Genomic DNA, 24595 nt, shown 5'->3' on the forward strand with positions numbered 1-24595 from the left:
CGATTACTCCGGCCGGGACTCGGCCGTTCGTCACAACGTCTACGCGACCGTTCGCATGCGCGACGGCCTGCCCCGCGACATGGCCTATCACTATTGGCGCGACGTCCATTCAACGCTCTGCTCCCGGCTTCCCGGCCTTGGCTTCTATGTTCAGCAGCATTTCGACCGGGACCGCACTGCCCACCTCTGGCCGGCGGCGGACGGGGTGCGCCCGATGACGGCGATGCTCGACGGCGCGGCCGAACTGGGATTCGCGAGTGTCGAGGATCAGGCTGTCTTCGGCGAAGCCAGCAAGGTCCTGTACGCGGACGAACGCAACCTGTTCAGCGAGGCGGTCGCCTACTTCCTGCCGACGGGATCGATCACGTTCGTCGACCGCGAGGAGGACGGCATTCGGAACGGCCCCGATCGATATCATCGGGTCCATGTGTTCATGAACAGGCGTCCAGGCCCGGACGCGACCCAGTGGGTACAGGACACCAGCGCCGATCTCGCCGCGCACGCCGCGGTTCAGAAGTGGAAGCTGCACCTGGGAATGCCCTACGACAACGCCAACCCGGCGCCACCGTCGCCGGACGTAAACCACTTCGTGGAGGACGACCGCCTGAACGTCGCCGTGGCGGAAGTCGCGTTCGAGAATGCCCGGACCGCCCGCGAGTTCTTCGCCGGCAGCGCCTTCCAGATGGTCTTGGCTCGACAAGCCGATCATATCGACGCCCTCGGAGCCAGGCTCGTGACCGGCTTCTACACCTTCGTTCGCGACGGCAAGCCGACAACGGCTGGCATACGGGGAAGCCGCCCGGCGCAACTTATCGACGGCATCGGCGCTATCAATCAGGTCACGCCCGAAATCGCGGCCCGGTTCGTGCGGCAGTAGGCGATATCACCGCGTAAGCTCGCCGGCGCTCGGGTCGAGATCCGTCCGAGCCCTACACGGTCATGCCGGATACCATTGCGTGCGGCGAAGCCGCGCCGCCAAGTTCCAAACCCGGAGGCAGCGATGTCGATGTTATTCTCCCCGATCCAAGTGGGTCCGTTCGAACTGAAACACCGGGTCGTCATGCCCCCTCTGACGCGTCTGCGTGCCGATCCCGACGACACCGCCAGCGCGCTCATGGCGGAGCACTACACGCAGCGCGCATCCAACGGCGGCCTAATCATCGTCGAGTCGGCGATGATCTCAATTGAAGCTCGCGCCTATCTCGGAGCGCCGGGCCTGTACGACGACCGGCATGTGGCCGGGTACAAGAGGATCGCCGACGGAGTTCATTCGAAGAAGGGCATCGTATTCGCGCAGCTCGCCCACAATGGACGTGCCAGCCATGTCGACATGAACGGCAGCGTCCCACCTCTGGGGCCTTCGGTAGTGCCACTTGACGCCACGGTGCTCACGCCCAGCGGCTGGACACAGGTTTCGCCGGGTCGCGCCGCGACGCTCGACGACATCCAGCGCACGATCCGCGACTTTCGCGATGCCGCGCGCCGCGCGTTTGACGCCGGCATGGACGGCGTCGAACTGCACGCGGCGAACGGCTATCTCCTCGACAGCTTCCTCCAGGACGGCACGAACCATCGCAGCGACCTGTACGGCGGTTCAGTCGAGAACCGTGCTCGCATACTGCTCGAGACCATCCATGCCGTCGCATCGCTGCAGGGCGCGGACAGGGTCGGTGTGCGACTTTCGCCCAGCGGCGAATGGAACGGCATCTCCGACAGCGATCCCGAGGAGACGTTCGGACGGATCGCCGAGATGCTCAACCGGTATGGCTTGGCCTACCTCCATGTCATCGAGCCACGCGTGAACGGCGACGACGACCACGCCGACCGTACCGACAGGCGACCGGTAGCGTCGGCGTTCCTGCGCAAGCACTTCGACGGCGTCATCATAGCCGCCGGTGGTTTCGATGGCGTGGGTGCGGAGGCCATCCTCGAGCACGGGGACGCCGACCTCGTCGCCTTCGGGCGCCACTTCACGTCCAATCCGGATCTTCCCGAACGCCTGCGGTTGGGACTTCCCCTGACCAGATACGATCGATCCGCCTTCTGGGGCGGAGACGCCCGAAGCTACACGGACTTCCTGCCATGGCGGGAAGACGAAGCCGTAGCCGCCTGAGCCCAAGTCCTCTGCCTAGGCGGATATGACGAACGAAAACCTTCCATGGAGACGATGATGACCACTTCCGAACAAAACAAGGCAACCGTGCTCGCGGCCTTCGACGCGTTGTTCAACAAGCGCGATTACGAGGCGGCCGAGAAGTTCTGGTCGCCGGACTACATCCAGCACAGTGCGCATATCGCGCCCGGCCGCAGCGGGCTTTTCGATCTGGTTCGGTCCGCGCCGGCCCAGCTTCGCTACGAGAACCACCTGATCCTCGCTGAGGGCGACTATGTGATCGCTCACGGTCGCTTCGCCGGGAACGGGCGCCCGGTCGCCTGGATCGCGGCCGATGTGGTTCGCATGAAGGATGGCATCCTCGTCGAGCATTGGGACGTGCTTGAGGACGAGGCGACGCTCGAGGAATCGCAGAGCAAGCTGCCGATGTTCGGCGATACGTTCCCGGCGTGATCGTCGCCACCACCTTGAATGTCGTCGCCACGCCTCCGCCCTAGGCGGGTCGTGGCGCTCGACGCTTCCTAGACGTCGCGAGGCGACAGACCATAATGCGGCCTCTGCCGTCCGGTCCTCTCCCTAGGCCGCTCATCTCGAAGCGCCCGCAAAGGCGCCATCGGCCGCTCCGGCCGAACCGGGCCGAGTACGATGTCGGTCAGGAGCGTCCCGGTTTTCAGAGCGATACGGCGGCCGTTAGCAGGAAACGTCGACCGCGAGGGTCGCCATAGGTGCTATAGCCCACGCTGAAGTCCAGAAGACCGTAGAAATCGAGTGTGGGGACTTCTAGCGGTGGTGCCTTATCCAGAAGGTTCTTTATTCCAAGCGTGAAGTCGACCGGCGGACCCCCGCCCAACGTCATTCGATAGGTCAGTCCGGCATCAAGATAGACTTGCGCTGGAACTCTTGCGGATCCTTGCTGCAGAACGCGATTCTCATTGTAGGAACTGTCCGCGTCTCCGGCGGTGGTGATATCGTAGGCGCTATAATACTGCGCATCTATCGTGGCACCCAGGCGGCCCTTTTGCCATTCCAAGCCACCGTTGGCGCGCATTCGAAGCGGTCCGTTGATCTTGCCTGCGAACTGGACACCGGAGCCAACGTCGATCGAGCGATAGTCGGGGGTCCAGGTTGCGGTGCCGTGAGCACGGATGTGACCGAACGGCGTGTCGCATGCGTATTCTAGATCCGCGTCGATCGTCTGCAGGATTGAACGGCCCCGATTGATCGATGTCGCATCGACCTGCGTTACGAACCCTTCGGTGAAACCTAGCGCTTTGTCCTCCTCGGTCAGTGGTGCGCGTATGACGCGACCCGGATATTCTTGTTCGAAATCGCCTAGGTTGAATACCGTCAATCCGAGGATGGCGTGCGATTTCGTGATACGCGAATAGTCGACCGACATCCGCAGTCCGGGCAGCATCTTCGGTTGCGCGACGGCTCCGAACGAGAGTGTGCCGACTTGCTCGGGTTTCAGCGCCGCCGATCCTCCTGTGAGGACCTGCAGCTGACTGTCCTCGTTCGCTGGGTCGCGCCCCGCGCGGTACGGATCGCTGAAGATCTGTCCTGAGGTCAGCTGGACATAGGTGATGAATTGCCCAGGCGTAGGCGGGCGGAATCCGGTCGCGTAGCTCGCACGTAGGAGCAGTCCCTCCACTGGTTCGGTCTTGGCCCCGACGGTGAATGCAACCGTAGTCCTTGGAACCGCGATGAACCCGGGCGGCGGCAGCTCGGCCCCGTCTATGTCGGAGGTGCCGAAATACGCCGGAACGGTAGTCGTCGTTCGGTCGGCACGCGCCCCGATCTGTAGCTGTAGGCTCCGCAACGGCACCAGCGCCGAGCTTTCCCTTATGAGAGGCACGCGGGCCTCACCGGCAACCGAGTCCACCACGAGCTTATGCGCAGTGACGAGGTCGGCCGTGTAGTTTGGAACGTTTTCCATACGGTGTTCCACGGAAACGGTCGTCGTCGTACGGCCCGCAGGCAAACGACCGGGTGATCCGGCCAGCCGGACCGAGTAGTCCTGCAACCTGTTTTCCGAATGGACGTCGGTGTACCGGATCTGTTGGCTGGCGAGATAGTCGGCAAGTCCTGTCCCCGGAGACAGGACGTCAGGCTGATCCACGTAGGAGAATCTTCGCCCACGTGAGTACACGGCGGATTTGCCAATCGCGGCATCCGCTTCGAACTTCCATTCGCGCGGCAGGTCGGCGATCAAACCGGTCGTCACCCGATAGTTCACGAATCGCGTGGAATATGCCGCGACTTGGTTCGCTGCAGGGATAGTCAGCAATATGGAGTTCCTGAACGGATTTCCCGGATCGCCGCGGTCGTAGTACTGACTCTGTGAAAGTGCTGGCCCGAACGCCGTTCCGGCATTCTCGATCCGAAGCAGATTTCCGAAGATCTCGACGCGACTGTCGACATGCTGACGAATGTTCGCAACCACCGACTTGAACTGAGATCGCGTCAAGAGACTCTGGGCGCTTCCCGTGCCGTCTGGACCCAGCGACAGGTCGAACTTTCCTGCGCCTGCCTTCAGAAGGGCGATCTCGTCGCCGCCGGCCCCTCCGGAGTTCGCGGGTATGTTCGTCGTGGTCGCTCCGAGCGACTGTCCGCCGAACTTCGCGAGCAGCGTGAGCGGACGGCCATCTGTCGAGACGATGTTGACGTTTCTTCCATAAGGGATAGCCGGATTAGCACTTCGGTCCGCGCGAAGCACTATGGCCCGCTGAACGAAGGGCCGGTCACCGAAACGCAGGCCGTCGTCGTGTGAATAACTCGCGGCGATCGAGAATTCCGTTTTGTCGTTGAACGCCTTGAACGACAATCCCCCGTCGAGTTGCCATTGCGCGCCATCGCCACGTTGATTGATGCCGGCCCGTCCCTGAGCCCACACCTTCGGCAAGTCCTGCCTCAGTACGATGTTGACGGTCCCGCCGGTTGCGCCCGGGCCATAGAGGCCGCCGGTCGTGCCGCCATAGGTCTCGATACGCTCGATCGCCGTCATCGGGAGGGCGTTCACGTCCGCTTGGCCGAACGTCAGCGTGCCCGGAAAGCTCGGCATCCGCCGTCCATCGACCAGGACGAGTGTCTGATCGGTCCCGAGACCGTGCAGGTCGATGTTCGATACCATCATGCCGTACACGGGGAGGGGAATCTGAGCGTATGATGTCCTCTGCTGATCGGCGGAGAGGCGGCTGCGCAGTAAATCGTCGATTGAACTCGCCTGCGCCGCGGCGATGTCGTGCGATGACAGCACGCGATAGGGCTGGATGTCGTTGGCACGGCGCTGGACGTCGGTGTTGAACGTCCGATGGCCGACTACGAGGATGTCCGGAATGGCCGGGCCATCCTCCGGAAGTTCATCGCGCTGAGGGGTTGGCGCGCGACGGTCACGGACCAGGGCATACTGGTCATCACGTACCTTTACGGCTTTGAGGCCGCTCCTCTTCAGAAGCCGATCGAACGCCTCGTCGGAGGTCATGACCCCACGCAGTGCCCTGGCTCGCAGACCCGCGATCAGCCTGCGGTCGAACAGCAGGCCGACGCCAGTCTGACGCGACGCCTCGCTGAGCGCCTCCGCCAAACCCTGCGCCGGTATTTCGATCCTCCGGGCCAGCGATCGCGCGGAGGCGGGCACCCCGGCCGCTAGGGCAAGGCCGGCTAGGGTTGCGCTCGCAATCCAACGTTTCCGATCCGTCGCACCGAACAATGCTCTTCCCCGAGGTGAACATCTGAGGGCCGTGCAATGAGAATGACCGCTACGGCGACCTAGTCAACAATGTTCGCTCCTACCGTCGAACGATTAGACCTGGCGCGCGCGCCGGTGAGAACGCGCTAGTTGACAGCTGGTGATCTGCAACAAATGAGAATTCGTCGTAAGACGTCGCGCTTCTCCCGGGGACGTTGCGATTTAATGTCGCCGCTATAGATTCACTCCCATGGCGGCTGCGTTGATCGCCCGGAAGCCGTCGCGCTTCGACCAATCCATGTGGCCACCCAATCGCTCGGCTACAGCCACCGCTTGGGTCCGCGACAGGTTCAGGACGGCGAGTGCCTGCGAGGTCGCCCGGAGGTGCAGGACGGGCGCGGATTGGATGTGGCCAGTGCCCCGGTCCAGGATGTCGGTCAGCATTAGCACCTCGACCTCGTCGATCGGGAGCACGGCCAAGAACTCCACCGCAACACGGATGGCCGCCGAACATATGGCGTCGCGGTGCATCTCGAGCCTCTTGCCAACGGTCAGGTCCTTGATGGAGGCTTTGCCCGATTTCAGCAGACTCACCGACTCCTCAGGCATGTCCTCCAGGTCGAGCCCGTCCACGATGGCGATCGTGCGTCCGTCTAGCAGCAGCGTGTCCACGCCCTCGACCGAGAAGGGAAGGCTGCCAAGGGCACTGTGATCTTCCAGCGCCTCGACCATCGCGTCTGGATCGCGATCGACCACCCGCCGTGCAGCGGCGATCTGGGAGTTGCGCGCGCCGGCGGCGGCGACCGCCTTCGAGTGAGCGTCGTCGTCCTGCGCGCGGGCGGCCAAGACTTCATCGGCCAGCTGATCGCGCACCTTCTGCTCTCGGCCGAACGTCCGCGCGAACCACCCCGGAACGTAACCGGCGAACTTGGACGCCGCCGCGTCCTCCAGAATGCTCTGCCGTTCCGGTACCGCCACCTCACGCGCCGTGGACGTGGTCAGCCAGTCAATACGCGAACGAGGCACCCGGTGCGCTCCTGTCAGCGCCTCGACTATATCCTCGTATTCAGCCGCTGCGCTTGCCGAAGCGTCAAGATGGGCCTGCCGGTGAAGCGCTTGCTGACGGGCCACACGCTGGCGCTCAGCCTGCTTCGCGGCACGGTCCATTGCCCGCATCGTGCGCCCGACGCCCCTTACGAACTGTCTCGATGTTACCATGGCCCCCCGGCTGATTGTCGTCCGTCGCCAGCGGGTTATAGCCCGACGACGACTGGGAGCCATAGGGCAAAGGAAACTTCATCATCATCGCAGTAGCCCACCTCTTGTTAGCAGCCTCGGCGACGATCATGGGCAACGCCCACGTGACCGACGGCGATACCCTACGCATAGGCGCAACGAGGGTCAGATTGTCAGGTGTGGACGCGCCTGAGCTTTCGCAGCGTTGCGGACGTGAGGGTCACGAGGTCGCGTGCGGTAAGATGGCTGCCGACTGGCTCCGGCATCGCGTCGAGAGCCGACTAGTCACCTGCCAGACCGTCGACACCGACCGTTACGGAAGGTCGGTCGCAACGTGCCGCATTGGCGTCGAGGACGTCAACGCAGCCCTCGTGGAGATGGGCTGGGCGACGGCCTACCGCCGCTACAGTATGGATTATGTCAATCAGGAGGACCGCGCGCGCGCTGCGAACCGCGGCATCTGGGCTCTTGGGTTCCAGATGCCCGCCGACTATCGGCGCGCGCGCAGGCTGGCGGACGTCCCGCCGGCGCCCGATCCACGCTGCGCGATAAAGGGGAACGTTGGAACGTCCGGTGCGCGGATCTATCACATGCCGGGCAGCCGAACCTATCCGGAGGTCCGCATCAACACGCGCAAGGGCGAACGGTGGTTCTGCTCGGAAGGCGCGGCGGTCGCGGCGGGATGGCGGGCAGTACGCTGATCTCAGCGCAAAATGCGTTCGCGCAATGCCGGCATCGACACCGTAGTCCCCGAAGCGGACGCCGCGTCGACCGCGATCCGCTTCAAAGGCGTCGCGCCGATCGGAAGCGCCCTGTCGATCACCAGACCGCCGCCCGCGTCGCCAAGGCCTGCCTGCAGCGCGGACACGTCGCCGCACCATATGATCTCCGCATCGCGGTCCCGTGAAGGGTCCGGCCCGACGCTGCCAGCGTCGAACGCCACCGGCCGCATCTGCATCCGCTCGCCCGCCGTGCTCACCTCGACGCCGTAGCCGGGGCGCGTCGCGCTGCGCACGACCAACCTGCCGTCCTCGACCCAGGTCGTCTGCATGCCTTCGGTAACCTCGTAGCCAAGTCCAACGAGACCCTGGAGCACTGCCGTCCGCCTGGCGATGGCCGCACGCGTCCGTCGGTGTGCATCGAGTGTGGACCGCCCCTCTACGACCCGCGCGGCGATCGCGTCAGCGCCGAGTGCCTCTAGTCCCTGAGTCAGGACCGTGGTCGCGAGGCCGGCCGCGCCCATTTCGGCTGCGAGAAGCCCAAGGTCCATCGTCGCCGCCGCGCGTTCCCGCGCCTCTGTCAGCGCACGACCTGTCGCGACGTCCAGTCCGTCGAGGAGAAGGCCGCGCCGGGCCGGTTCGGCCTTTGTCGCCTCGTCGAGCCGCGTACTCCAAGCGGCGGAAGTCGCGCCATCGACCAGCGGATGCAGATCAGCGATCCGAACCTCGATCCGCGCGACCGCCGGATCGATGGCGACCGGAGGACGGGCCGCGAGCCATTCGGCGAACGACACCGGAGTCTCGTTCCCCCGCAACCGTTCTGCCAGTCCACGCGAGACCGTCGGGGCCGCGATGCGCGCGGCGAGGACCTTGAAACCATCAGCCAGCGCTGTCGCGTCGCCCCGCTCGAGTCGACGCTCTATCTCCGGATCCAACGCTTCGCTGCTGGCGCGCAGGGTGCGCAATAGGCTGGCCGCCGCCTCGCGCTCGCGGCGACCGCGTGACCGCGCGACCGCTTGCTCGGCGGCGACCTTGGCCAGTCGGACCTGGACGTCGTCCCTGAGGAAAGCCTCTTCGGCTGGCGCCTGCTTCTGGAGGTCCATGAAGCGGTCGGCCGCGATGAGCGCTGTTAGCGCGTCGCGCCGTGCCTCCGCCGCGGCGAGAGCGTCGTCATCAATGCAGTCGTTTCGCCTGCCGATCCGCGTCCACTCGGCCAGCGCCGCGTCAACGCGCGCCAGCATTCCGTGACAGATCTCGAGGATCTCCTCGCGCGTCACGATGCGTACGACCTTCGGTCCACTCATGCCCCGTCCCCCATCGCCGCCATCACGGCCTGACGTAGCCGCTCGCGTTCCCGTTCAGGCTCGTGGAACCACCGGTGTGACGACACCCGGTGAATGACCGGGATCGAGCGCCGCAGCACAGATGGTCGCCACATCTCGCGCGCCCTCGCGCCCTCGAGAAGCCGGTGCCGCGGTGCGTCGCACTCGATGCCGATGCCGTAGAGACCCGTGCGAGGGTCCTCGATCGCGAAATCCAAGCCGAACGCTCCGTCGTCCTGTACGGGCGCGGGATCCCAGCCCAGCTCTCGCAGTTCGGCAGCCACCGCTTGCTCCAGCCCGTCCTCGACGTCCCGCGCTGGCCCGGATGGCCGACGCTGCTCGGAGGTGAGCCGGCCCAGGAGGGCGGTAGCCGCGTCGAGATCCCCCTCGGACAGCGTACGGGCGTACTCAAAGTATGCCTGGAGGAAGTCGCGCGGGCTCGTGGCCTGGCGCCTCGTCGTCAGCATGTCGGAAATGAGCGGGATCGGCATCGAGGTGATGAGCACGACCTTTCGCTTCGCGCGTGTGACGGCGACGTTCAGGCGCCGCTCGCCGCCCGCCTGCCCGAGCACGCCGAAGGAACGGCGGAAGGTGCCTTGCGCGTTGCGCCCGAAAGTCGAGGAGAACACGATGATGTCGCGCTCGTCGCCCTGCACGTTCTCTACGTTCTTGACGAAGAAGCCCATGTCCTCGCCCCCCTCCACGCGGTCGCGCTCTCGGGTTAGCGCCGCACGGAAGGCGGGATCGGCCTCTGCGCGGTCCTCGAACACGTCTTCGATCAGGTCCGCCTGCTTCCGGTTAAAGGTCACGACTCCCACCGTCGGGGGGGCGGTGCCGCCTGCCGCCCATATGTCGCGTACCACGTCCGCGACGCGCTGAGCCTCTGCGGAGTTGGTCTGGTTCTCGTAGGTGCCGTCGACGCGGACCAGTTCGATTGGCCGCTGGCGCCTGACCTCGTCGGCGGGATGGCGTGCGGGCACGCTCAGCCGGTTGACGTAGAAGGCCGCGTTCGAGAACTGGATCAGCTCTCGGTAGGCGGACCGGTAGTGGATCTGCAGCGTGGTTGAGGGCAGCACGGTCTTCGCGAGCTGGAGGAGGTCCGGGCAGTCTTTGATCTCCCGTCGATTCCATGTCTCGGCGGCCTCTTCGCGCTCCTGCTCGTCCAGCCGATCGTCGGCGTCCTGACCCTCGAAGATCTCGCTTTCGTCGCTCTCGACCCGGCTTGAGAAGAATGCGCTCGGGGGCATCTGCTTCTCGTCACCGCTGACCACCATCGTGCGGCTACGGTAAAGGGTCGGGAGCGCATACTCGATCGGCATCTGCGACGCTTCGTCGAAGATCACCGTGTCGAAGAGGGCCTTGCGGAGCGGCAGGAGTCGGCTTGCGACGTCGGGGTTGACCAGCCACACCGGCCGAAGCTGCATCAAGCCGAGATCGGCACCTTGATCGACGAATTCGCGCAGCCGCTTGGCGCGGATCCCGCTCAGTCGGGTGATGTCTTCCCACTCGCGCATCGGGCGCAATCGGGAAGCGTCGAGACCCTCGACCAGCAGCCGCCGGTTGAGCGAGCGCATTTCGCGGTCCGCCGTGGAGAGCGAGACGGACTTGGCCTCAAGCTCTCCGGCCTCGAGCAGCAGCGCCGGATGCTCTCCCTCGATCCTCGCCTTCCAGGCGAGACGCCCCTCGATCGCGAGGATACGGCGGACCGTGGCCTCGAGCGACGCCTCGTCAAGCACTGCAAGCCGGTCTTGGATCCTGGCCAGTTCGGCGAAGGCCGCCATCGCACCCTCGCCGAGCTGAGGGACGCGGGCGCGGAAGCGCTGGTAGGCGGCTACGTGCGGCGCTTCCGTCTCGACCGGATCGACGGCCGCGGCGTTCGACCCGTCGCGCCGGATCGACTCCGCGCGGGCCGATATCCATTCGTCCAACATCCACGGGCCGAGCCGCGCCAGCGCGGCGCGGCAGGTGGTCCGTGCGGCATGTCGGGCAAGACCCTGGTCGATGCCTTCGATCATGTCATCGACAGCCTGCCGGCTTGCGGCGCGCGCCATGGCAAATGCGGTCGACCGCTCGGGGTAGCCCTCGAGCCTCACGACCAGCGCCTCCGCCTGCGCGAGCTGGGCGAGATGAAGCCGAGTCGCCTCGAGAAGGGCAGGAACGCGCATCGGTGGTAGCGAACCAGCGGGTTCGCCGGAGTCGACCACCGCCGCCAGGAGCCTGGTGCGGACGGGGCGGAGCCCGCCCTCCCGCTGCAGCGCGGCGCCGAGTGCGCGTGCGTCGGAGAGACCGCGCTCCTTCATCATTGACCGCCGACGCCACAGCGCGACCCACCGGCCGGGCGACAGCTTCTGCAGGAAAGTCGGGCGCCTGAGCAGCCGGTCCGACACCACCGACCAATGTTCCAGCTCCGCGTCATCCATCGCGCGGGCGACCGCGATGGCGTCGTCAGGCACATCGTCCGCTGGAAGCGCGAGGAGATCCCGCTCGGCAGCCGCGAGCGCCCCCTGGAGCACAGTAGCGCCGGCCTCGCGGTCCGACGCGCCGGCCAGCATGTCTAGCCACCGCGCGAGGCGGGAGCGGCTCGCGTCGTCGACTTCGCGCAGGGCACGGCCATTTGCGGTGGTCCAGGCCCGGTAGGCCTCGGGCTCGTTGATCGCGATGGCGTCGGGCGTGCGCTCGACCACTCCCAGACGCTCGCGCTCGAGACGTGCGAAGTCCGCGACATCCGCTGTGAAGGTCTGCACCGTACCCTCGTCCACGCCGAACTGGCGCGTGTCGGCGAGCGGGCTGCCCTCGAACTTGGCAGGCAGCCACAGCCTGGCCAGCGGCGCGCAGGTCTCCTGGAGCAGTGTGAGCGCGCCGGGGTCGAGCACGCCGAGTTGGTACCTCAGCGACGGCAGTGATGGTGTTTCGCCTTCGCGGGCTAGCCCGATCAGGTCGCCGATGACCAGCCGGTACGACAACCCCGTCTGCGGATCGACCACGTGCAATGCCCTGTGCTGGCCGTCGAGTTCGCGTTCGAGCGACTCGATGCGCGCAGCAGCCTGCTGGCGCTGCTGCCGCCAACCGGTGGCATTCTGCGGCCGACGGAACAACTCCTCAAGCTGCTCGCGGATCGACTGGATGACAGTCCGGCGGTCCTTGTTGACGTCGTTGACCATCACGATGCGGTCGCCAAGACCGGCGGCCTCGAGCCGCTTGTGGACCACCTCGAGCGCCGCCTGCTTCTGGCAGACGACGAGCAGGCTGCGACCGGTGCCGATGGCATCGGCAACCATATTGACGATGGTCTGGCTCTTGCCGGTCCCTGGGGGCCCCTCGACGAGCAGTCCACGGCCGGACCGGGCTTCGAGCACCGCCGCTTCCTGCGACGGATCGCTGTCGACGGTGAAGTAGCGCTCCAGTTCGGGCGCGTGCACGGGCTCTGCGCGTTCGACGTCCTCGCCGACGCGGAACGCCGTCTCGAGACTCGATCCCGCTGGCGGCAACGACTTCAGCTGGCGCAGATCCTCCATAACGGCCTGGCCCATGAAAGCGAGATGGAACAAGGCCGCGGAGCAGAATACGCGGTCCTCGCCGACCTTGGCGTTGAGGTCCTTCGAGGGGAGAGGGACGAGCTGGCGACCCTCGACCGCCGCCAGTTCGCGGAACGCGTCCAGCACCTCGGCCGGAGTGACGGTCGAGCGGCCCAGTATCTCGTTCGCCGCCTCCTGCCACCGTGCGGCAGCCTCGATCCCGAGCAGCGTCTCGAAGGCAGGATTGAGCCGCACCTCCTCGCGGCCACGATCAAAGGCAAGCGTCACGCGACCGCGGGATCCGACCTCCGGATGCAGCCGCACCGGCCACAGCAGAACCGGCGCGATGCGGGGGCTCACAGTGGCCTTGGCTTCCTGCATAACTAGGAACGGGAAGCCGAGGTAGAGTCCATCGATACCGGTGTCGCGCCGGTAGAGTGTGGCGTGCGAGTGGAGGGTGCGCACGCGACGCTCGACGCGAGAGTCGACGGTCAGCGCCGCCGGGTCGACGTCGATCGTTTGGTCGTTGCGTAGCAGGAGGTGTTCGAGCAGCGACGAGGCCCGGCGTCTCGCGCTGTCTAGCTCCGTCAGGTCAATGCGCGCCGTCGTCTTGCCGATCACCATGCGCGTAAGCGGTCCGCGCATGATCGAGGCGGTGATCCGCCGGGCGTAGAAATCGAGCAGGGTCGCGACGTATGACTGGCGTGGTGGTTGGCGCCAGTCCCCGACCGGCACGGCCAGCAACGCGAGCGCACGCGCGAGCGTTAGCCGCCGCTCGAGCCGAAACTGATCGGCCCACTCGTCGATGCGGTCGCGACCGCAGCGCGCGAAGTTCTCGATCCTGGCTTCGATCTCCGCGTTCATCTCGCGCCGCGGGCGGGTCAGTGTCGCCAGCGCGGCCTCGCGGTCGAACGCCTCGACGCCGGCGCGCGAGGCCGTCTCAGCAGCCTCGTCGACGATCGCGTCGGCGGCCCTGAACTGTGCGGCTGACGCCCCGAGCAGCAGGATCAGATCCTCCTCCTCGGTGACCTTGCGCTCGACGATAGCGAGCAGGCCGGGGTGATCGGTGTCTGGCAGCACCCTACGGCGCTCCTCCCAAACAGCCGCCAGCTGACTGCGCGAGGTCGAAAGCGCCGCGGCTCGTAGCTGGGTCTCGTCTAGCTCGACGCCAAGTTGTCGCGCACGATCGCGGACGCGCTGTTCGCGACGCTTCAACCGCGCCAGCCAGAGCTCGTCGTCGTCCCGCTCGAGCCGGTCGGGTACCGGGCCTACGATCAGCGCATAGCCTTCATCCGGATGGTCGAGCAGCCAGCCGGGCGTAACGATGCCGCCGCGTATCACCAGCGGCATGGACGGGTTCAACGCCTTGAGCGCGAGCGCCAGCCGCAGGTCTTCAGATGCTTCGTGCAGCGCGGCGACCGAGCGAAGCTCGGCACGCAGCTCGGGATGGTGGCCGGCCTCCTCCATCCAGGTGGCGAGCTCGCCGCGAAGCAGCAGCCCCCGTGCCTCATCCCAGTAGGCCGCTTCCGCGGCCGCCAGCGCGAAGCGCTCGGTCGTATGGTGCCGGACGCCACCGAGGGTGATCGGGCGCTTTCCGCCCGTCTCGTCGGCATGGCGCGGCGAGGCTGGCGCATTGGGAATGTCGCCCTCCAGCCAGCGCTGCACCTCGCTCCAGCCCCAGCGCTGGCGGCGGTCGAGCGCTAGCAGTCCGCGGAGCAGCGTGTCGTTAGCGGGCGGGAGACCCTCAGGTATCGGCGCGCCGTTGGTCAGGACGCTGATGAGGAAGGACTGGTCGTCGGCGCCACCGAAGCAGGCGCCGCGCGTCACCTGCTCGAGAATCAAGATGCCCAGGCTCCACCAGTCGCTTGCCGCGGCGACGCCGCCGGCTACCGCCTCGGGGGCGGTGTAGCGCGTGATCTCGAGCGGAGAGACGACATCGAGGTCATAGTCCGACAGTCTGGCCGATCCGAAGCCCGTCACCACCAGATCGAGCGGCTCCTTCGTTCGGACCATGATGGCTCCGGGGCGCAGGTCTCGATGCCGAAGGCCGCATTCGGCGAAGACAGCCAGCGCGCCGCCGACCTCGCGCAGGATCACGGATAGCGTTGCGGTGTCGTCGGCGAGCAGGCCGAGGTCGGCGAATGTGCCCCCGCGCAGATCTTCCGACACCTCGTAGGCGCGGTCCTCCCAGCGCCCGGTTTCGAGGATCTCGGGTACGTGGTCGCGGTCGAGCGTCCGTAGCGCGTCGTAGACCTCCGGGTCCGGCTCGCTGCCGTTGGCATAGAGCGTGAGCACCGCTTCGCGACCGTCGGCGGGGCGAACGGTCTCATAGCGTTCGCGCACCTCGCTGGTCGTTGGAAGCCGGCGCTCAAGTCGCCAACCGGCGACGTTCGTTTCGACGATAGCGGACGGTTCCGCCGCGGGTTCAGGCCGTTCGGCGACCCCTACTTCGTCCGTGGATGCCACCGGCGTCGACGCGGGGATGGCTGCGTCCTCGCCGCAGACGCCGCAAACGAGGTCGCCCACGGCGAGTGGGTGCCCGTCGATGCAGACTGGCGCCAAGGAGGCAGCCGTCACCGACGCGCCCGCCACGGCCGGCGGCCGCCAGCCCGCCGCCCGGATCGGGATCGAGGACAGCGGCCAGTCGCACAGGCGACCCTTGACCTCGCCCTCGCAGAAGATCTCCTCCAGCGAGCGCTCAGTCTCGCAGTTGGGGCAGAACCTCATCATTCGGCGAACAATCCTTTGTCGGCCGACGTCGATGCGCGGTGGCCAGCGGCATGGAGTGATCGCCGCAGCCGCGCAACGTCGGCCCGCGCCGGAATGCCGGCCATCCAGACGTCTCCATCCTCATCGAACATCACGTCCATGCGCCGGTCCGACGGCGTCGAAAGCCGTTCGAACACGGCCATCTCGGCGCCGAGCGGCGTCAGTACGTGCAGCCGCTGGTTGTCGCTGCCGCGCAACGCGAGCGTCTGCGGCAGGTCGGATCGGAAGGGGCCGGTCATCAGTGCGTCGATGAGGCCGGGGTTTCGCTCAAGCCAAGGCTCTATGTCCGTGAACTCGCGCCCGGTGAACACGAACACGGAACGGTCCGACGCTTGGCGCCACCCGAGGAGCAGCGCCGCGAGCGCGTCGGGCTGTTCGAAAGGCTCTCCTCCCGAAACTGTAAGGCCGTCGGCCTCGGGGGCATGAACGGCAACGGCCTCCAACAGACTGTCGAGCGTCACCTGGCCGAAACCGCCGTCCCACGTGTCGACCGAGATGCACCCTGAGCAACGGAGTGAGCAGCCCTGCAGCCACACACCGAGTCGGCGGCCTGGGCCGAGGGTCGTCACGGGGAAGTGTATGCGCGAGACCGCAACCGTCATGCCGCGTTTCCGAGGACTACGGTCGTGACAGTACCGGCTTCGACCGCGACGACGGTGGCTGGACCATCGCCGTCCCTGTCGAACAGGGCACGTGCTAGCGGGTTGATCAGGTGTGCTTCGATCTGGTTCCGTATGCCGCGCCCGCCGTTGGCGAGGTCCGCGGTGCAGAGGTGGCGCAGCGTCTTCCAGGCTTCTGCGGACAGGCTGATCCGGTAGCCGGACGCATTTGCGTCCGCCAGTACCGAGCGGACCATCGAAGCGAAGATCTCCTCGGCGACGGCCGGGCGGATGAAGTCGAACACAATCACGTTCTCGCCGAAGCGGTTGAGGATCTCGGGGCGGTTGAGGACCAGCTTGAAATGGTTCGCGATCTCGGCGCGCACCCGCGATCGAACCTCCTCGAATGGTTGATCCGGGGTTACGTTGGCGACCCGCGACCCATCTGCGGCGGTTGAGTAGATGCCGAGGTTCGACGTGAAGATAATCAGCGCCTCCGAGAAGTAGACGCGGTCACCACGACCTGAGGTCAGGACGCCATCGTCGAGGATCTGCAGGAACTTGTCGAGGATGCGCGGATGCGCCTTCTCGATTTCGTCGAACAGCACGACGCTGAACGGCCGCTCGCGTACTGCGTTCGTCAGTTCGCCGCCCATGTCGTAGCCGACGTAACCCGGCGGTGCGCCGATCAGACGCTGGTCGGCGTGCTCGGCACTGAACTCGGACATGTCGAAACGGATGTAGGCGCTCTCGTCGCCGAACAGCAATTCGGTCACGGTCTTGGCGAGCTCGGTCTTGCCGACGCCCGTGGGGCCGGCGAGAAAGGCGATGCCGCGGGGGCGCCCGCCGCGGCCACCGCCGCCGATGCCCGTGGCCGCGCGCTTCACGATGTCCAGCATGTGCACGACCGCGTGGTCCTGGCCGACGACCCGGCGCCCGATCGTCTTGGCGCCGTCTCGGATTTTCTGGCGTTCTATCAGGCGCCAGGCATCGTCGGTGACGCCGACCTTGTAGCGGCGCACCGCTTCGCCGACGTCAGCGACATGCACGCCCTCGGCGCGGGCGAGTTGCGCGACGGCGTTCAGATCGAGCAGCAGCATGCCCTCGGTGGCGTCGACCAGCTCGCGCTCGGCCTCTGCGATGTGCTCGACCGACGCCTGGCGTGCGCCTGGGATGCCGCGCATCAGGGACCCGGCGACCGCGCGCCGCGCCGCGCGGTCCGGCGGAGCGACGGGGATGTGGCGGATGCGGGGGTTGTCGATGGTGAACCAGTCGGGGAGATCGCCCTCCTTCTCGACGATCCAAACCACCGTGTTGAAACGCGGCGCGCGGTCCGGGCCGACCGGGCGAGCTTGAGCCTGCTGGCTCAACACCAGTGCGCGCGTGAATAGCGACTGCTCGGCCTGCGAAAGGGCGTCGCTGCGGACGATCAGGCGCGACGCGAAGTCGGCGACCAGTGCGATCGGCGGGCCGTCGAGGGATACGAGCCGCTCGATCGTCGCGGCCAGCATGTCGCCGCCGCCCGCGACACTGCCACCAGACGGCGTCAGACCCAGTCGGGTCAGCAGCGCGTCTGCGTCTGCCTCGCTCCCGTCGGGATGCTGCATGACCGAGAAGCCGGAGACCGGGTCGTAGCGGACCGCGTCCGTATAGCCTGCATCGCTCAGCGTCGCCGCGAGCACGTCGCCGAGCGGTACCGCGACCGCTTTGCCGCCGATGTCGCGGATCTGCAGATCCCGTACGTTTCCAGTGAGCACGAACTGGCTCTTGAGAGGCAGGAAGCGGGTCAGGTCGCGCACCCAACGCGGCCGATGGTCTCCGTTCTGCACTCTAACCCCTTTGACCGCGAAACCTCCAATGGTGACCCGCGGGCACAGATTTATCCGTCTGCGACCCACGGTCAATGTTGTTGGCATCCGCGCGACGGCGCCAAGCCCGCGAGTTACAGGGTAAATCAGAGGATGCCCATTCAACTCTGAGGGGGAAACATCTGCTCATCTGCCATCGTACCGGAGAGGCGGTCGACCATTGACGTGTGAGGCGCGAGCCTTGGCACTCAGGTCACCCGTGCTTCGACTGACCTGACCGTAATTGCGGTAACGCCAGCGTCAGACGGCAGCCGTCACATTTTCTTCCTCGTCGGTGGGTTCGGACTTATCGTCCGGCTCTCCGGTCGGCGTTGCGACCGCTGGGGCGGCTTCCGGTTTCACCTCGTGCCGTGCGTTGACCTTGGCCTGTAGCGCCGCGAGGCGGAGGTCCGCGACGTCGGCATCCAGTCCAGCAGCGACGGCCGCCTTGAGATACCGTCCGGCCGCGGCTTCGGTGTCGAACCAGGCCACCTCCTTCTCCGCACCGACCGGTTCTCCGTCGCCGAGCGCTGAACTCGCTTCCGCGTCGAAGCCCCCGCACTCGTCCAGCTTCCGCCAGCTAAAGGCTCGAGCGACGTGATCGTAGCAGTTCTGGCTGTAGATCATCTCGCCGGCGAGTTCCTCCTTCGCGGCTATGGAAACCCGCGCGGCGCCGCGACGGACGCCTGCCGGGCTCAGTGGTTCCGGCGGCGAAGGAGGTTGCGCCGCCACCGCAGTCACCAAGGCCTCCTGCGCATTGCCTACGTTCTCGGCAACGGTGGCCGATGAGCTCGCGCCGCCCGTCGTTGATGAACATTTCCCGATCGCAAACAGCAGCGCAACTGCCACGACAAGGATGAGCCAACCGTTCCCGCCTGTCTTTTTCGGACCCGTTGCACCTGTCGACTGCGGAATGTTCACTGGTTTGGGTGATAGCCGCACCGGCCTGCGTTCGACCAAGACTTCCCCCCACGTTGTCCCCTGGAGCTTAGCCTTGTCGCCCGGATCAGCAATCTGGATTTGAAATTAATTAGAGGCTTGCCGTCGTTAGAACCCGGTCATAGCGTTTCGACCAAAGCTGAACGGGGGGATGACGTGCAGGTAGGGGAAGTACTTGTGGAGTTGTCGACCCGAGACGCTCCCTACGGAGTCGAAGCGGCAAAACGTATGCCGATGATCTACGATTCGCTTCGGGCCCGGGTGGACGGTGAACGCGTGTTGATCTCGGGGGCGCGAGACGAGGCGGAGGCGCGACATTGCTGGCGCGTCCTGCTGCTGAACGAACGATTGGTCGAAGAAGCCGACGGCGATCGCCAGACCGTCCTCGCGTCGCTGGTCGCTTGAGCTTCGTACCACTTCGCCTTCGACCGGTAGGTCGTGGAGGCACGCTTGCTGTCAGTGACGCCGGGCGCTTCTTTATCGGTGCGCCGGACTTTCTGGACCGGTTGGAAGAGGAGCGGATATCGGACGGCGACCGCGCCTTCCTGCGATCGGGCGGATTCTCCATCGACGAAGGCGACCTGCTCGGGAAGGCCGCCCACATGCGCGGCATGGCTGATCGCATAGCAACCGTTGGTACGCTGGATTATCTGATCCTTGTCCCGACCCTCCGCTGCAACCTTTCTTGCAGCTACTGTCAGGTGTCTCGTGTCGCGGAGACTCGGCGGGGCTTCGATTGGAGCGAGGAGACGCTCGCTGCAGTCCTGACGATGATCGACCGATTGGACACGCCTCGCCTGAAGATAGAGTTCCAAGGCGGCGAGCCTACGCTTAGACCAGACCTCATCCGCGCGGTTATCGAACGCTGCGAGCGCTTCGAACACGTTGAGTTCGTTGTCTGCACCAACCTTCAGCATGTCGATGACGAGATACTGGCCATACTCGACCGTCCGGACGTGTTCATCAGCACTTCGCTGGACGGCGATGCCGCCGTTCACTCGCGAAACCGCACGAGCACGACCGAGGTAACGGATGCGTTCTTCTCCAATCTGCGCATGCTGGCGGATCGGCATGGCCCCCGGAAGATCTCCGCTCTTCCCACGATTGATCCGACGTCGCCGCCCGAGATGGACGATCTCATCGATGCTTACGTCGCATTGGGTTTGGACAGCATCTTCCTGCGGCCGATCAACTATCAGGGCTTCGCGAGGAAACGGCACGCCACCTCGCGCGAACAGGATGATGGCTGGCGCGGATACTACGAACGCTTTGTCCGGCGGTTGATCGAGCGCAATTGGCTGGACCGTGGTCGCGTGCTGGAAGAGACCTATCTGAGCATCGCATTGAGGCGAATCTTCCAGCCCGGTCTCGAACGACATGTCGATCTCCGCAACCCGAATCCGATGGGGATCGACTATGTCGTCGTGGATCACGACGGCACCGTCTATCCTACCGATGAGGCCCGTATGCTCGCACGCTCCGGTGTGGTGGATCTCGCGATCGGCAGCGTGACGGAGGGATGGAACGGTCCCGAGCGTGATCTGCTAAACACGGACGTGACGAACCAGTTTGATCCGGACTGCCGACGTTGTGCCTTCCAGCCGTTCTGCGGACGCGACGTGGTGGACGATCTCGCGCGCTACGGACGAATGGATTTGCCGAGGCGCGAGACCGACTTCTGCCGCCGACACCTTCACCTCTTCGATTTCGCCTTCGAGCTGATATATTCGGATGACGAAGCGGTGAAACATTCCCTGGCACGCTGGCTCCGACTTCCGGGCACGCCTGCGGCCTTCGGGGAGCGACTGGCGTGATAGAACTGGTCCGTCCCGCCACCGCTGACGCTGAGAAGCCTTACGTAACACGACTTCGCGTTACGGCCGGCGTACTCGACCCGACGGACACGGTGCTCATCGACGGGGATGACGAAGGAGGCCTGTTCAGCGGACCGTTCGGCATCGTCGCAATCGAAGGCATACTTCCAGAGCAGCTGGAAGGTGAAGTGGTGCTGGTGGATCCGGCACGCCGCCGCATCGAACGTCTGCTCCGCACCGAATCGACGACGAACACGTTGCTGGTGACAGAGCGCTGCGACCAGCTATGCGTCATGTGCTCGCAGCCACCGAAGAAAACGCACGTCGATCGCTTCGACCTGCTCGAGCAGGCATGCCTTCTGGCGCCCGCAGGCATGCTCATCGGGATATCTGGAGGTGAGCCCACGCTCTACAAGGAGCGGCTTCTGACGTTGATGGAGCGTACGCTTTCCACCCGCCCGGATCTCGGGTTCCACGTACTGACAAATGGTCAGCACTTCACCGAAGCCGACATTCAGCGGCTTGGCGCTCCGGAGTATCGGCGCGTGAGTTGGGGCATCCCGCTCTATTCTGCGGATCCCGCTCTTCACGACCTGCTCGTCGGTAAGCAAGGCGCCTTTAGCCAGCTTGAAGGCGGCCTTGCCCATCTAGCTATGGCTGGCGCGCGGATCGAATTGAGAACGGTCGTGATGAACGACAACGTCAATGGCCTGCCGGCTCTCGCTGGATACGTATCGTCGAGACTGCGCTTCATCGAAGCCTGGTCGATCATGCAACTGGAACATGTCGGCTTCGCGAAGAACAGGTGGCCCGCCCTCTTCTTCGATCACAGCCGGCGGTTCGCTCGGATCGGGGAGGCACTGGATCGGGCCTTGCTGAACGGCGTACGAGCGCAGCTTTTCAACTTCCCCCGCTGCACGGTTCCGCCGGAATATCGCAGCCTCGCGATCGCTTCGATCTCAGACTGGAAGCGCAAGTTCGCGCCTGCGTGCAGCGACTGCCGGGAGCAGACGAAATGCTCCGGCTTCTTCGAATGGCACCCCGATGAGGAGGCACGCGTGACCGTGAGGCCGTTGTGAAACGTACGAAGTTCCTTGTCTCTAGCCTGCTCGCCGCTGGTTTTTCAGGACAGCACGATGCGCTGGCGCAGGCATTCTCGAAGGCCACGACGAGGGCGACCGACGATCCGCAGGGAGGCGCTTTGCTGCGGCGATTCTCGCAGGACCACGCGATCACGCTCGCCCAGCATCGCAGTCATTCCAGCCACTCTAGCCACCGCTCCGGCGGCGGTGGCGGCGGTCACTACAGTCATACCAGCCATCGCTCGTCGTCCGGCGGCGGGTACAGCCCGAGCTACGATAGCACGCCGACCTATTCGACGCCGTATGTCGCGCCAGCGCCCACGCCGCCAGCTCCGCCGGAGCCTGCACCAGCGGCGCAGCCGCTGTTCGCACGTGAAACCAGAGCAGCGGCGCCGCCGCCCGACGGGCTACCGGCGCTCTCAGGAAGAACGAAGCGCTTCGCGTCGATTGTGCGCCGAGTCCAGATCGCGCTTATGGCCCAGGACCTCTACTCGGGAGCGGTTGATGGCGTGGTCGGGCCGGCACTACGCTCGGCCCTACGCAAGTTTCAGAAGGCTCGCGGCCTTGATGTGACCGGCACTATCACACCGCCAACTCTTGATGCGCTGATGGTGTCCAGTGGGTAAAGGAAGGTGCCCTCGCGCGCCAACCGATTGAGCGTCGGCGTGTCGCCGAAATCCTGCGCCTTCATGAACCCCATCGCGTCGTAGCGATGGTCGTCGGTCAGGACGACGAGGATGTTCTTCGGCTTGGTGCCGGGGCGCCGCGCGAGGCGCAGGTCCGGCTTCGCGTGTGCCGTCGCGCCTCGCTGACTTGACGTGCGTGCCGAATATGTTTCGCAAACTCCCGCCCGGATCTATGCGTGAGGCGGCCATTCTTTTCGCAGTTTTATCGCGTCCTCCCCATTCCTTCGCTTAATCGATCAAGGGTTCGGTCGATGCTGTCAGTCACGGGACCGAGGAGTGATGCAATGACCGTTCGACGCTGACCTGGCCCGCCTGAGGGCGACGCGATCGACGACGAGAGCTGAATGGTAAAGATGGCTGACGTGGTGCTCGCCGAGGCGAGCTGAGTTGCGCGAGCTGAGCGAGGACTCTGTCTCGAAGGCGATGCTCTCGCGAGGAGGATTCCGGGCTCCGCTCGATGCGCGGTGAACTAGGAGTTTTGGACACGCCGACCATGCAGGCCGCCTGTCGACTTGGGGATGATCCGGCATCACGCATGCTTCGTGCACATCAGAATGCCATGAGCGCTCTGCTGAGCGGCTGAGGATGGTAGCTCGGCAAGCGGTATGGCTCCACAGACCGCGCCTGACGATTTATACTTTAAAGTATAATTCGTCATCACTACGTCTACCGCGAAGGAGCGGTATAATGTTTGAGAACATGATTGAGGCGGGTGCGGCGATGACCCGCATAAGGTTTGCCCTGGAGGACGTGGAACTAAGACCGGCCGAGATCGAGACCCTGCTTGGCCTCGCGCCGGGCGCGTGGAACGAATTCGCGATGGGCCGGCCGCTGGTCGCGATGACGAGGTTGCAGGAGACGCGCGCACGCCTGGCGGTGGAGCTGCTCAACGCACTCTGCAGCCTTCTGCCGCGCGCCGACGACGTCGGCGAGTGGATGCGTCGTGGCAATCGGTTGCTCGAGGGCGGCACCCCGCTCGCATGGTCGGCGGCATCGCTCGACAACCTGCGGGCGCTCGTTGCGGCGATAAGGGGGGAGCGGCACGATGTGCGGCGATGCTGACGCCCGGCGCGTGCGACGCCGGACCGGCCCTCTGCTGTGGGGAGGCCTGGCCCATGTCCGCGCTGCACGATGAGATGCCGACGGTTTGTCAGACCGCCGGCGCCGCCCCATGGTGGCAGATTGCCTGGCGGACCCGCTCTCCGGCGCGCGTGGGTCGTCCGGACCTTTCCGTGCGGTCGATATCGGCGTCATCCGCGGATGCAGCGCGGGACGAGGCGCTCCGCGTTGTCGATCAAGCCCATCAGGGGGAGGTGCGTATCTCCCACCACGCCGCTTGTGTGACCGACGTGATCGCCTCGCGGCGCGAGATCGCAGTTTGGGATACCGTTGCATCGCCCGTGCCAGTCGAACTCGACGGGCTGTGGGCCGCCGAGGACGTCCGCCGTGCCACTGCGCTATCGTGCTATATGCGAATCGCCGCGGTGCTGGGCGAGGCCGTCGCTGCCGGCATCCTCGCTCGTGGCCTCGGCCGCGAACTCAAGCGTCTTGTCCGCGACCGGCTGGCGGAGGGTTGACGCGGTCCCGGGCAACCCGACCGACCGCCGGTTCAGGTCTGGCTTTCCGAACTCGCGATTTCAGTCGTCATCGTTGTCGTCATCATCGTCCGACAGGTCGCCAGGGTCGAACGGGACGCTCAACATGTCCTCTCTCCACTTCTGTGGCTTGCGCGCCTCGATGGGCTCGTCGTTCACGGCGTCGAGCTTTATCACCATGTCGGCAAGCGTGGCGCGGTGCCAGCGCAGCGTCGCCCTGAGCGACTCTACGAGACCCAAAGTGTAGTACAGTTGCTCGTCGCGACGAGTCAGGTCCGAGGTCAGCCGCTCTAACTTCACAGATAGCGCTGCCGGGTCCATCACTCTTGCATCGTCAGCGTCACCTCCCTCTGCATCTTCTCGGTCGGGCTGCACCGCGCTCTCTCCGATCAGCGCGAGCGCCTCGTCAAAGGACATGCCGGACGCAACGCAGTCGTAACGCATCCTTCCCGACCGGATGACGGACTTGTAGCGTTCGCGGTTCATCGACGATGTCGACATGCCGGAGGCGTTCGCGACAGTGACGATGGACGGACGCGTCCCATCGTGAATGAGGGTGTTGCACGCTGTCAGCACGGCCTGAAGACCCTCCCGCCTCTGCTTGTCGCGTAGTTCCCGGAGGGCCTTGGCGCCGCCCCGGCCTGCCGGCTGTCTTGTGATGCTCACGTCTG

General features: G+C 65.5%; 18 protein-coding genes. 10 read left to right on the forward strand and 8 right to left on the reverse strand.

Translation table 11 applies throughout. The annotated features are described in order from the left end of the window. Positions 1-55 precede the first annotated feature (55 nt). The 3 genes from O6W96_RS13825 (at position 56) to O6W96_RS13835 (ending at position 2566) form a co-directional block, all read left to right on the forward strand. Positions 56-877: an EthD domain-containing protein gene (locus O6W96_RS13825; RefSeq protein ID WP_353470114.1), complete on the forward strand. Its 822-nt coding sequence runs from the start codon at positions 56-58 to the stop codon at positions 875-877. A 129-nt stretch (positions 878-1006) separates the two neighbouring features. Then, the gene (locus O6W96_RS13830; RefSeq protein WP_353470298.1) at positions 1007-2113 is read left to right on the forward strand and encodes an alkene reductase; all 1107 of its coding nucleotides are present in this window, start codon (positions 1007-1009) and stop codon (positions 2111-2113) included. A gap of 57 nt (positions 2114-2170) precedes the next feature. Then, the gene (locus O6W96_RS13835) at positions 2171-2566 is read left to right on the forward strand and encodes a nuclear transport factor 2 family protein (protein WP_353470115.1); all 396 of its coding nucleotides are present in this window, start codon (positions 2171-2173) and stop codon (positions 2564-2566) included. Positions 2567-2783: 217 nt separating this feature from the next. On the opposite strand, the gene O6W96_RS13840 is transcribed toward O6W96_RS13835, so the two are convergent. Next, positions 2784-5696 (reverse strand): TonB-dependent receptor, encoded by a 2913-nt coding sequence (locus O6W96_RS13840; protein ID WP_353470116.1) that lies wholly within the window; start codon positions 5694-5696, stop codon positions 2784-2786. A gap of 339 nt (positions 5697-6035) precedes the next feature. Beyond that, entirely contained in the window at positions 6036-6968 is a 933-nt protein-coding gene (locus O6W96_RS13845) for a hypothetical protein (RefSeq protein ID WP_353470117.1), read from the reverse strand. Between the two features lie 179 nt (positions 6969-7147). Between O6W96_RS13845 and O6W96_RS13850 the strand changes: the two genes are divergently transcribed. Further along, a complete protein-coding gene (locus tag O6W96_RS13850; protein WP_353470118.1) occupies positions 7148-7738 on the forward strand; it encodes a thermonuclease family protein in 591 nt (196 codons plus the stop codon). A gap of 2 nt (positions 7739-7740) precedes the next feature. Here the strand turns inward: O6W96_RS13850 and O6W96_RS13855 are convergent, their stop codons facing one another. The 5 genes from O6W96_RS13855 to O6W96_RS13875 all read right to left on the reverse strand — a co-directional run bounded on the left by O6W96_RS13855 (position 7741) and on the right by O6W96_RS13875 (position 18729). Next, entirely contained in the window at positions 7741-9060 is a 1320-nt protein-coding gene (locus tag O6W96_RS13855) for a hypothetical protein (RefSeq protein ID WP_353470119.1), read from the reverse strand. Further along, entirely contained in the window at positions 9057-15323 is a 6267-nt protein-coding gene (locus O6W96_RS13860; protein WP_353470120.1) for an AAA domain-containing protein, read from the reverse strand. Before O6W96_RS13860 ends, O6W96_RS13855 begins: the two co-directional genes overlap by 4 nt. Continuing rightward, positions 15320-15964 (reverse strand): 4Fe-4S single cluster domain-containing protein, encoded by a 645-nt coding sequence (locus O6W96_RS13865; RefSeq protein ID WP_353470121.1) that lies wholly within the window; start codon positions 15962-15964, stop codon positions 15320-15322. The genes O6W96_RS13860 and O6W96_RS13865 overlap by 4 nt, the downstream gene beginning before the upstream one ends. Further along, a complete protein-coding gene (locus O6W96_RS13870) occupies positions 15961-17760 on the reverse strand; it encodes an AAA family ATPase (protein WP_353470122.1) in 1800 nt (599 codons plus the stop codon). Before O6W96_RS13870 ends, O6W96_RS13865 begins: the two co-directional genes overlap by 4 nt. Positions 17761-18069: 309 nt before the next feature. After that, entirely contained in the window at positions 18070-18729 is a 660-nt protein-coding gene (locus O6W96_RS13875; protein ID WP_353470123.1) for a hypothetical protein, read from the reverse strand. A gap of 252 nt (positions 18730-18981) precedes the next feature. On the opposite strand from O6W96_RS13875, the gene O6W96_RS13880 reads away from it, so the two are divergent. The 6 genes from O6W96_RS13880 (at position 18982) to O6W96_RS13905 (ending at position 23906) form a co-directional block, all read left to right on the forward strand. Further along, on the forward strand, positions 18982-19152 hold the full coding sequence (locus O6W96_RS13880; RefSeq protein ID WP_353470124.1) for a hypothetical protein: 171 nt from the start codon (positions 18982-18984) through the stop codon (positions 19150-19152). Next, positions 19149-20561, forward strand: coding sequence for a His-Xaa-Ser system radical SAM maturase HxsB (gene hxsB, locus O6W96_RS13885; RefSeq protein ID WP_353470125.1), 1413 nt, complete (start codon positions 19149-19151; stop codon positions 20559-20561). Before O6W96_RS13880 ends, hxsB begins: the two co-directional genes overlap by 4 nt. Continuing rightward, positions 20558-21640 (forward strand): His-Xaa-Ser system radical SAM maturase HxsC, encoded by a 1083-nt coding sequence (gene hxsC / locus O6W96_RS13890; protein ID WP_353470126.1) that lies wholly within the window; start codon positions 20558-20560, stop codon positions 21638-21640. Before hxsB ends, hxsC begins: the two co-directional genes overlap by 4 nt. Further along, positions 21637-22269 carry a peptidoglycan-binding domain-containing protein gene (locus O6W96_RS13895; RefSeq protein ID WP_353470127.1) on the forward strand — a complete coding sequence of 211 codons (633 nt, stop codon included), beginning with the start codon at positions 21637-21639 and terminating at the stop codon, positions 22267-22269. Before hxsC ends, O6W96_RS13895 begins: the two co-directional genes overlap by 4 nt. A gap of 747 nt (positions 22270-23016) precedes the next feature. Continuing rightward, complete coding sequence (locus tag O6W96_RS13900; RefSeq protein ID WP_353470128.1) at positions 23017-23391, forward strand: hypothetical protein; 375 nt, start codon at positions 23017-23019, stop codon at positions 23389-23391. 278 nt (positions 23392-23669) lie between these two features. After that, entirely contained in the window at positions 23670-23906 is a 237-nt protein-coding gene (locus O6W96_RS13905; RefSeq protein ID WP_353470129.1) for a hypothetical protein, read from the forward strand. Positions 23907-23966: 60 nt separating this feature from the next. On the opposite strand, the gene O6W96_RS13910 is transcribed toward O6W96_RS13905, so the two are convergent. Continuing rightward, a complete protein-coding gene (locus tag O6W96_RS13910) occupies positions 23967-24590 on the reverse strand; it encodes a hypothetical protein (protein ID WP_353470130.1) in 624 nt (207 codons plus the stop codon). Between the last annotated feature and the right edge of the window lie 5 nt (positions 24591-24595).

It is taken from the genome of Sphingomonas faeni (genome assembly GCF_040407495.1).
In the GTDB taxonomy this organism is placed as follows: Bacteria; Pseudomonadota; Alphaproteobacteria; order Sphingomonadales; family Sphingomonadaceae; genus Sphingomonas; species Sphingomonas faeni_D.

Excerpts from the sequence above, each read along its gene's own strand:
- O6W96_RS13825 (WP_353470114.1), top strand. The coding sequence starts at position 56 with ATGCGCGACGGCCTGCCCCGCGACATGGCCTATCACTATTGGCGCGAC.
- O6W96_RS13830 (WP_353470298.1), top strand. The coding sequence starts at position 1,007 with ATGTTATTCTCCCCGATCCAAGTGGGTCCGTTCGAACTGAAACACCGG.
- O6W96_RS13835 (WP_353470115.1), top strand. The coding sequence starts at position 2,171 with ATGACCACTTCCGAACAAAACAAGGCAACCGTGCTCGCGGCCTTCGAC.
- O6W96_RS13845 (WP_353470117.1), bottom strand. The coding sequence starts at position 6,968 with ATGGACCGTGCCGCGAAGCAGGCTGAGCGCCAGCGTGTGGCCCGTCAG.
- O6W96_RS13850 (WP_353470118.1), top strand. The coding sequence starts at position 7,148 with ATGGGCAACGCCCACGTGACCGACGGCGATACCCTACGCATAGGCGCA.
- O6W96_RS13855 (WP_353470119.1), bottom strand. The coding sequence starts at position 9,060 with ATGAGTGGACCGAAGGTCGTACGCATCGTGACGCGCGAGGAGATCCTC.
- O6W96_RS13860 (WP_353470120.1), bottom strand. The coding sequence starts at position 15,323 with ATGATGAGGTTCTGCCCCAACTGCGAGACTGAGCGCTCGCTGGAGGAG.
- O6W96_RS13865 (WP_353470121.1), bottom strand. The coding sequence starts at position 15,964 with ATGACGGTTGCGGTCTCGCGCATACACTTCCCCGTGACGACCCTCGGC.
- O6W96_RS13880 (WP_353470124.1), top strand. The coding sequence starts at position 18,982 with ATGATCTACGATTCGCTTCGGGCCCGGGTGGACGGTGAACGCGTGTTG.
- O6W96_RS13900 (WP_353470128.1), top strand. The coding sequence starts at position 23,017 with ATGTTTGAGAACATGATTGAGGCGGGTGCGGCGATGACCCGCATAAGG.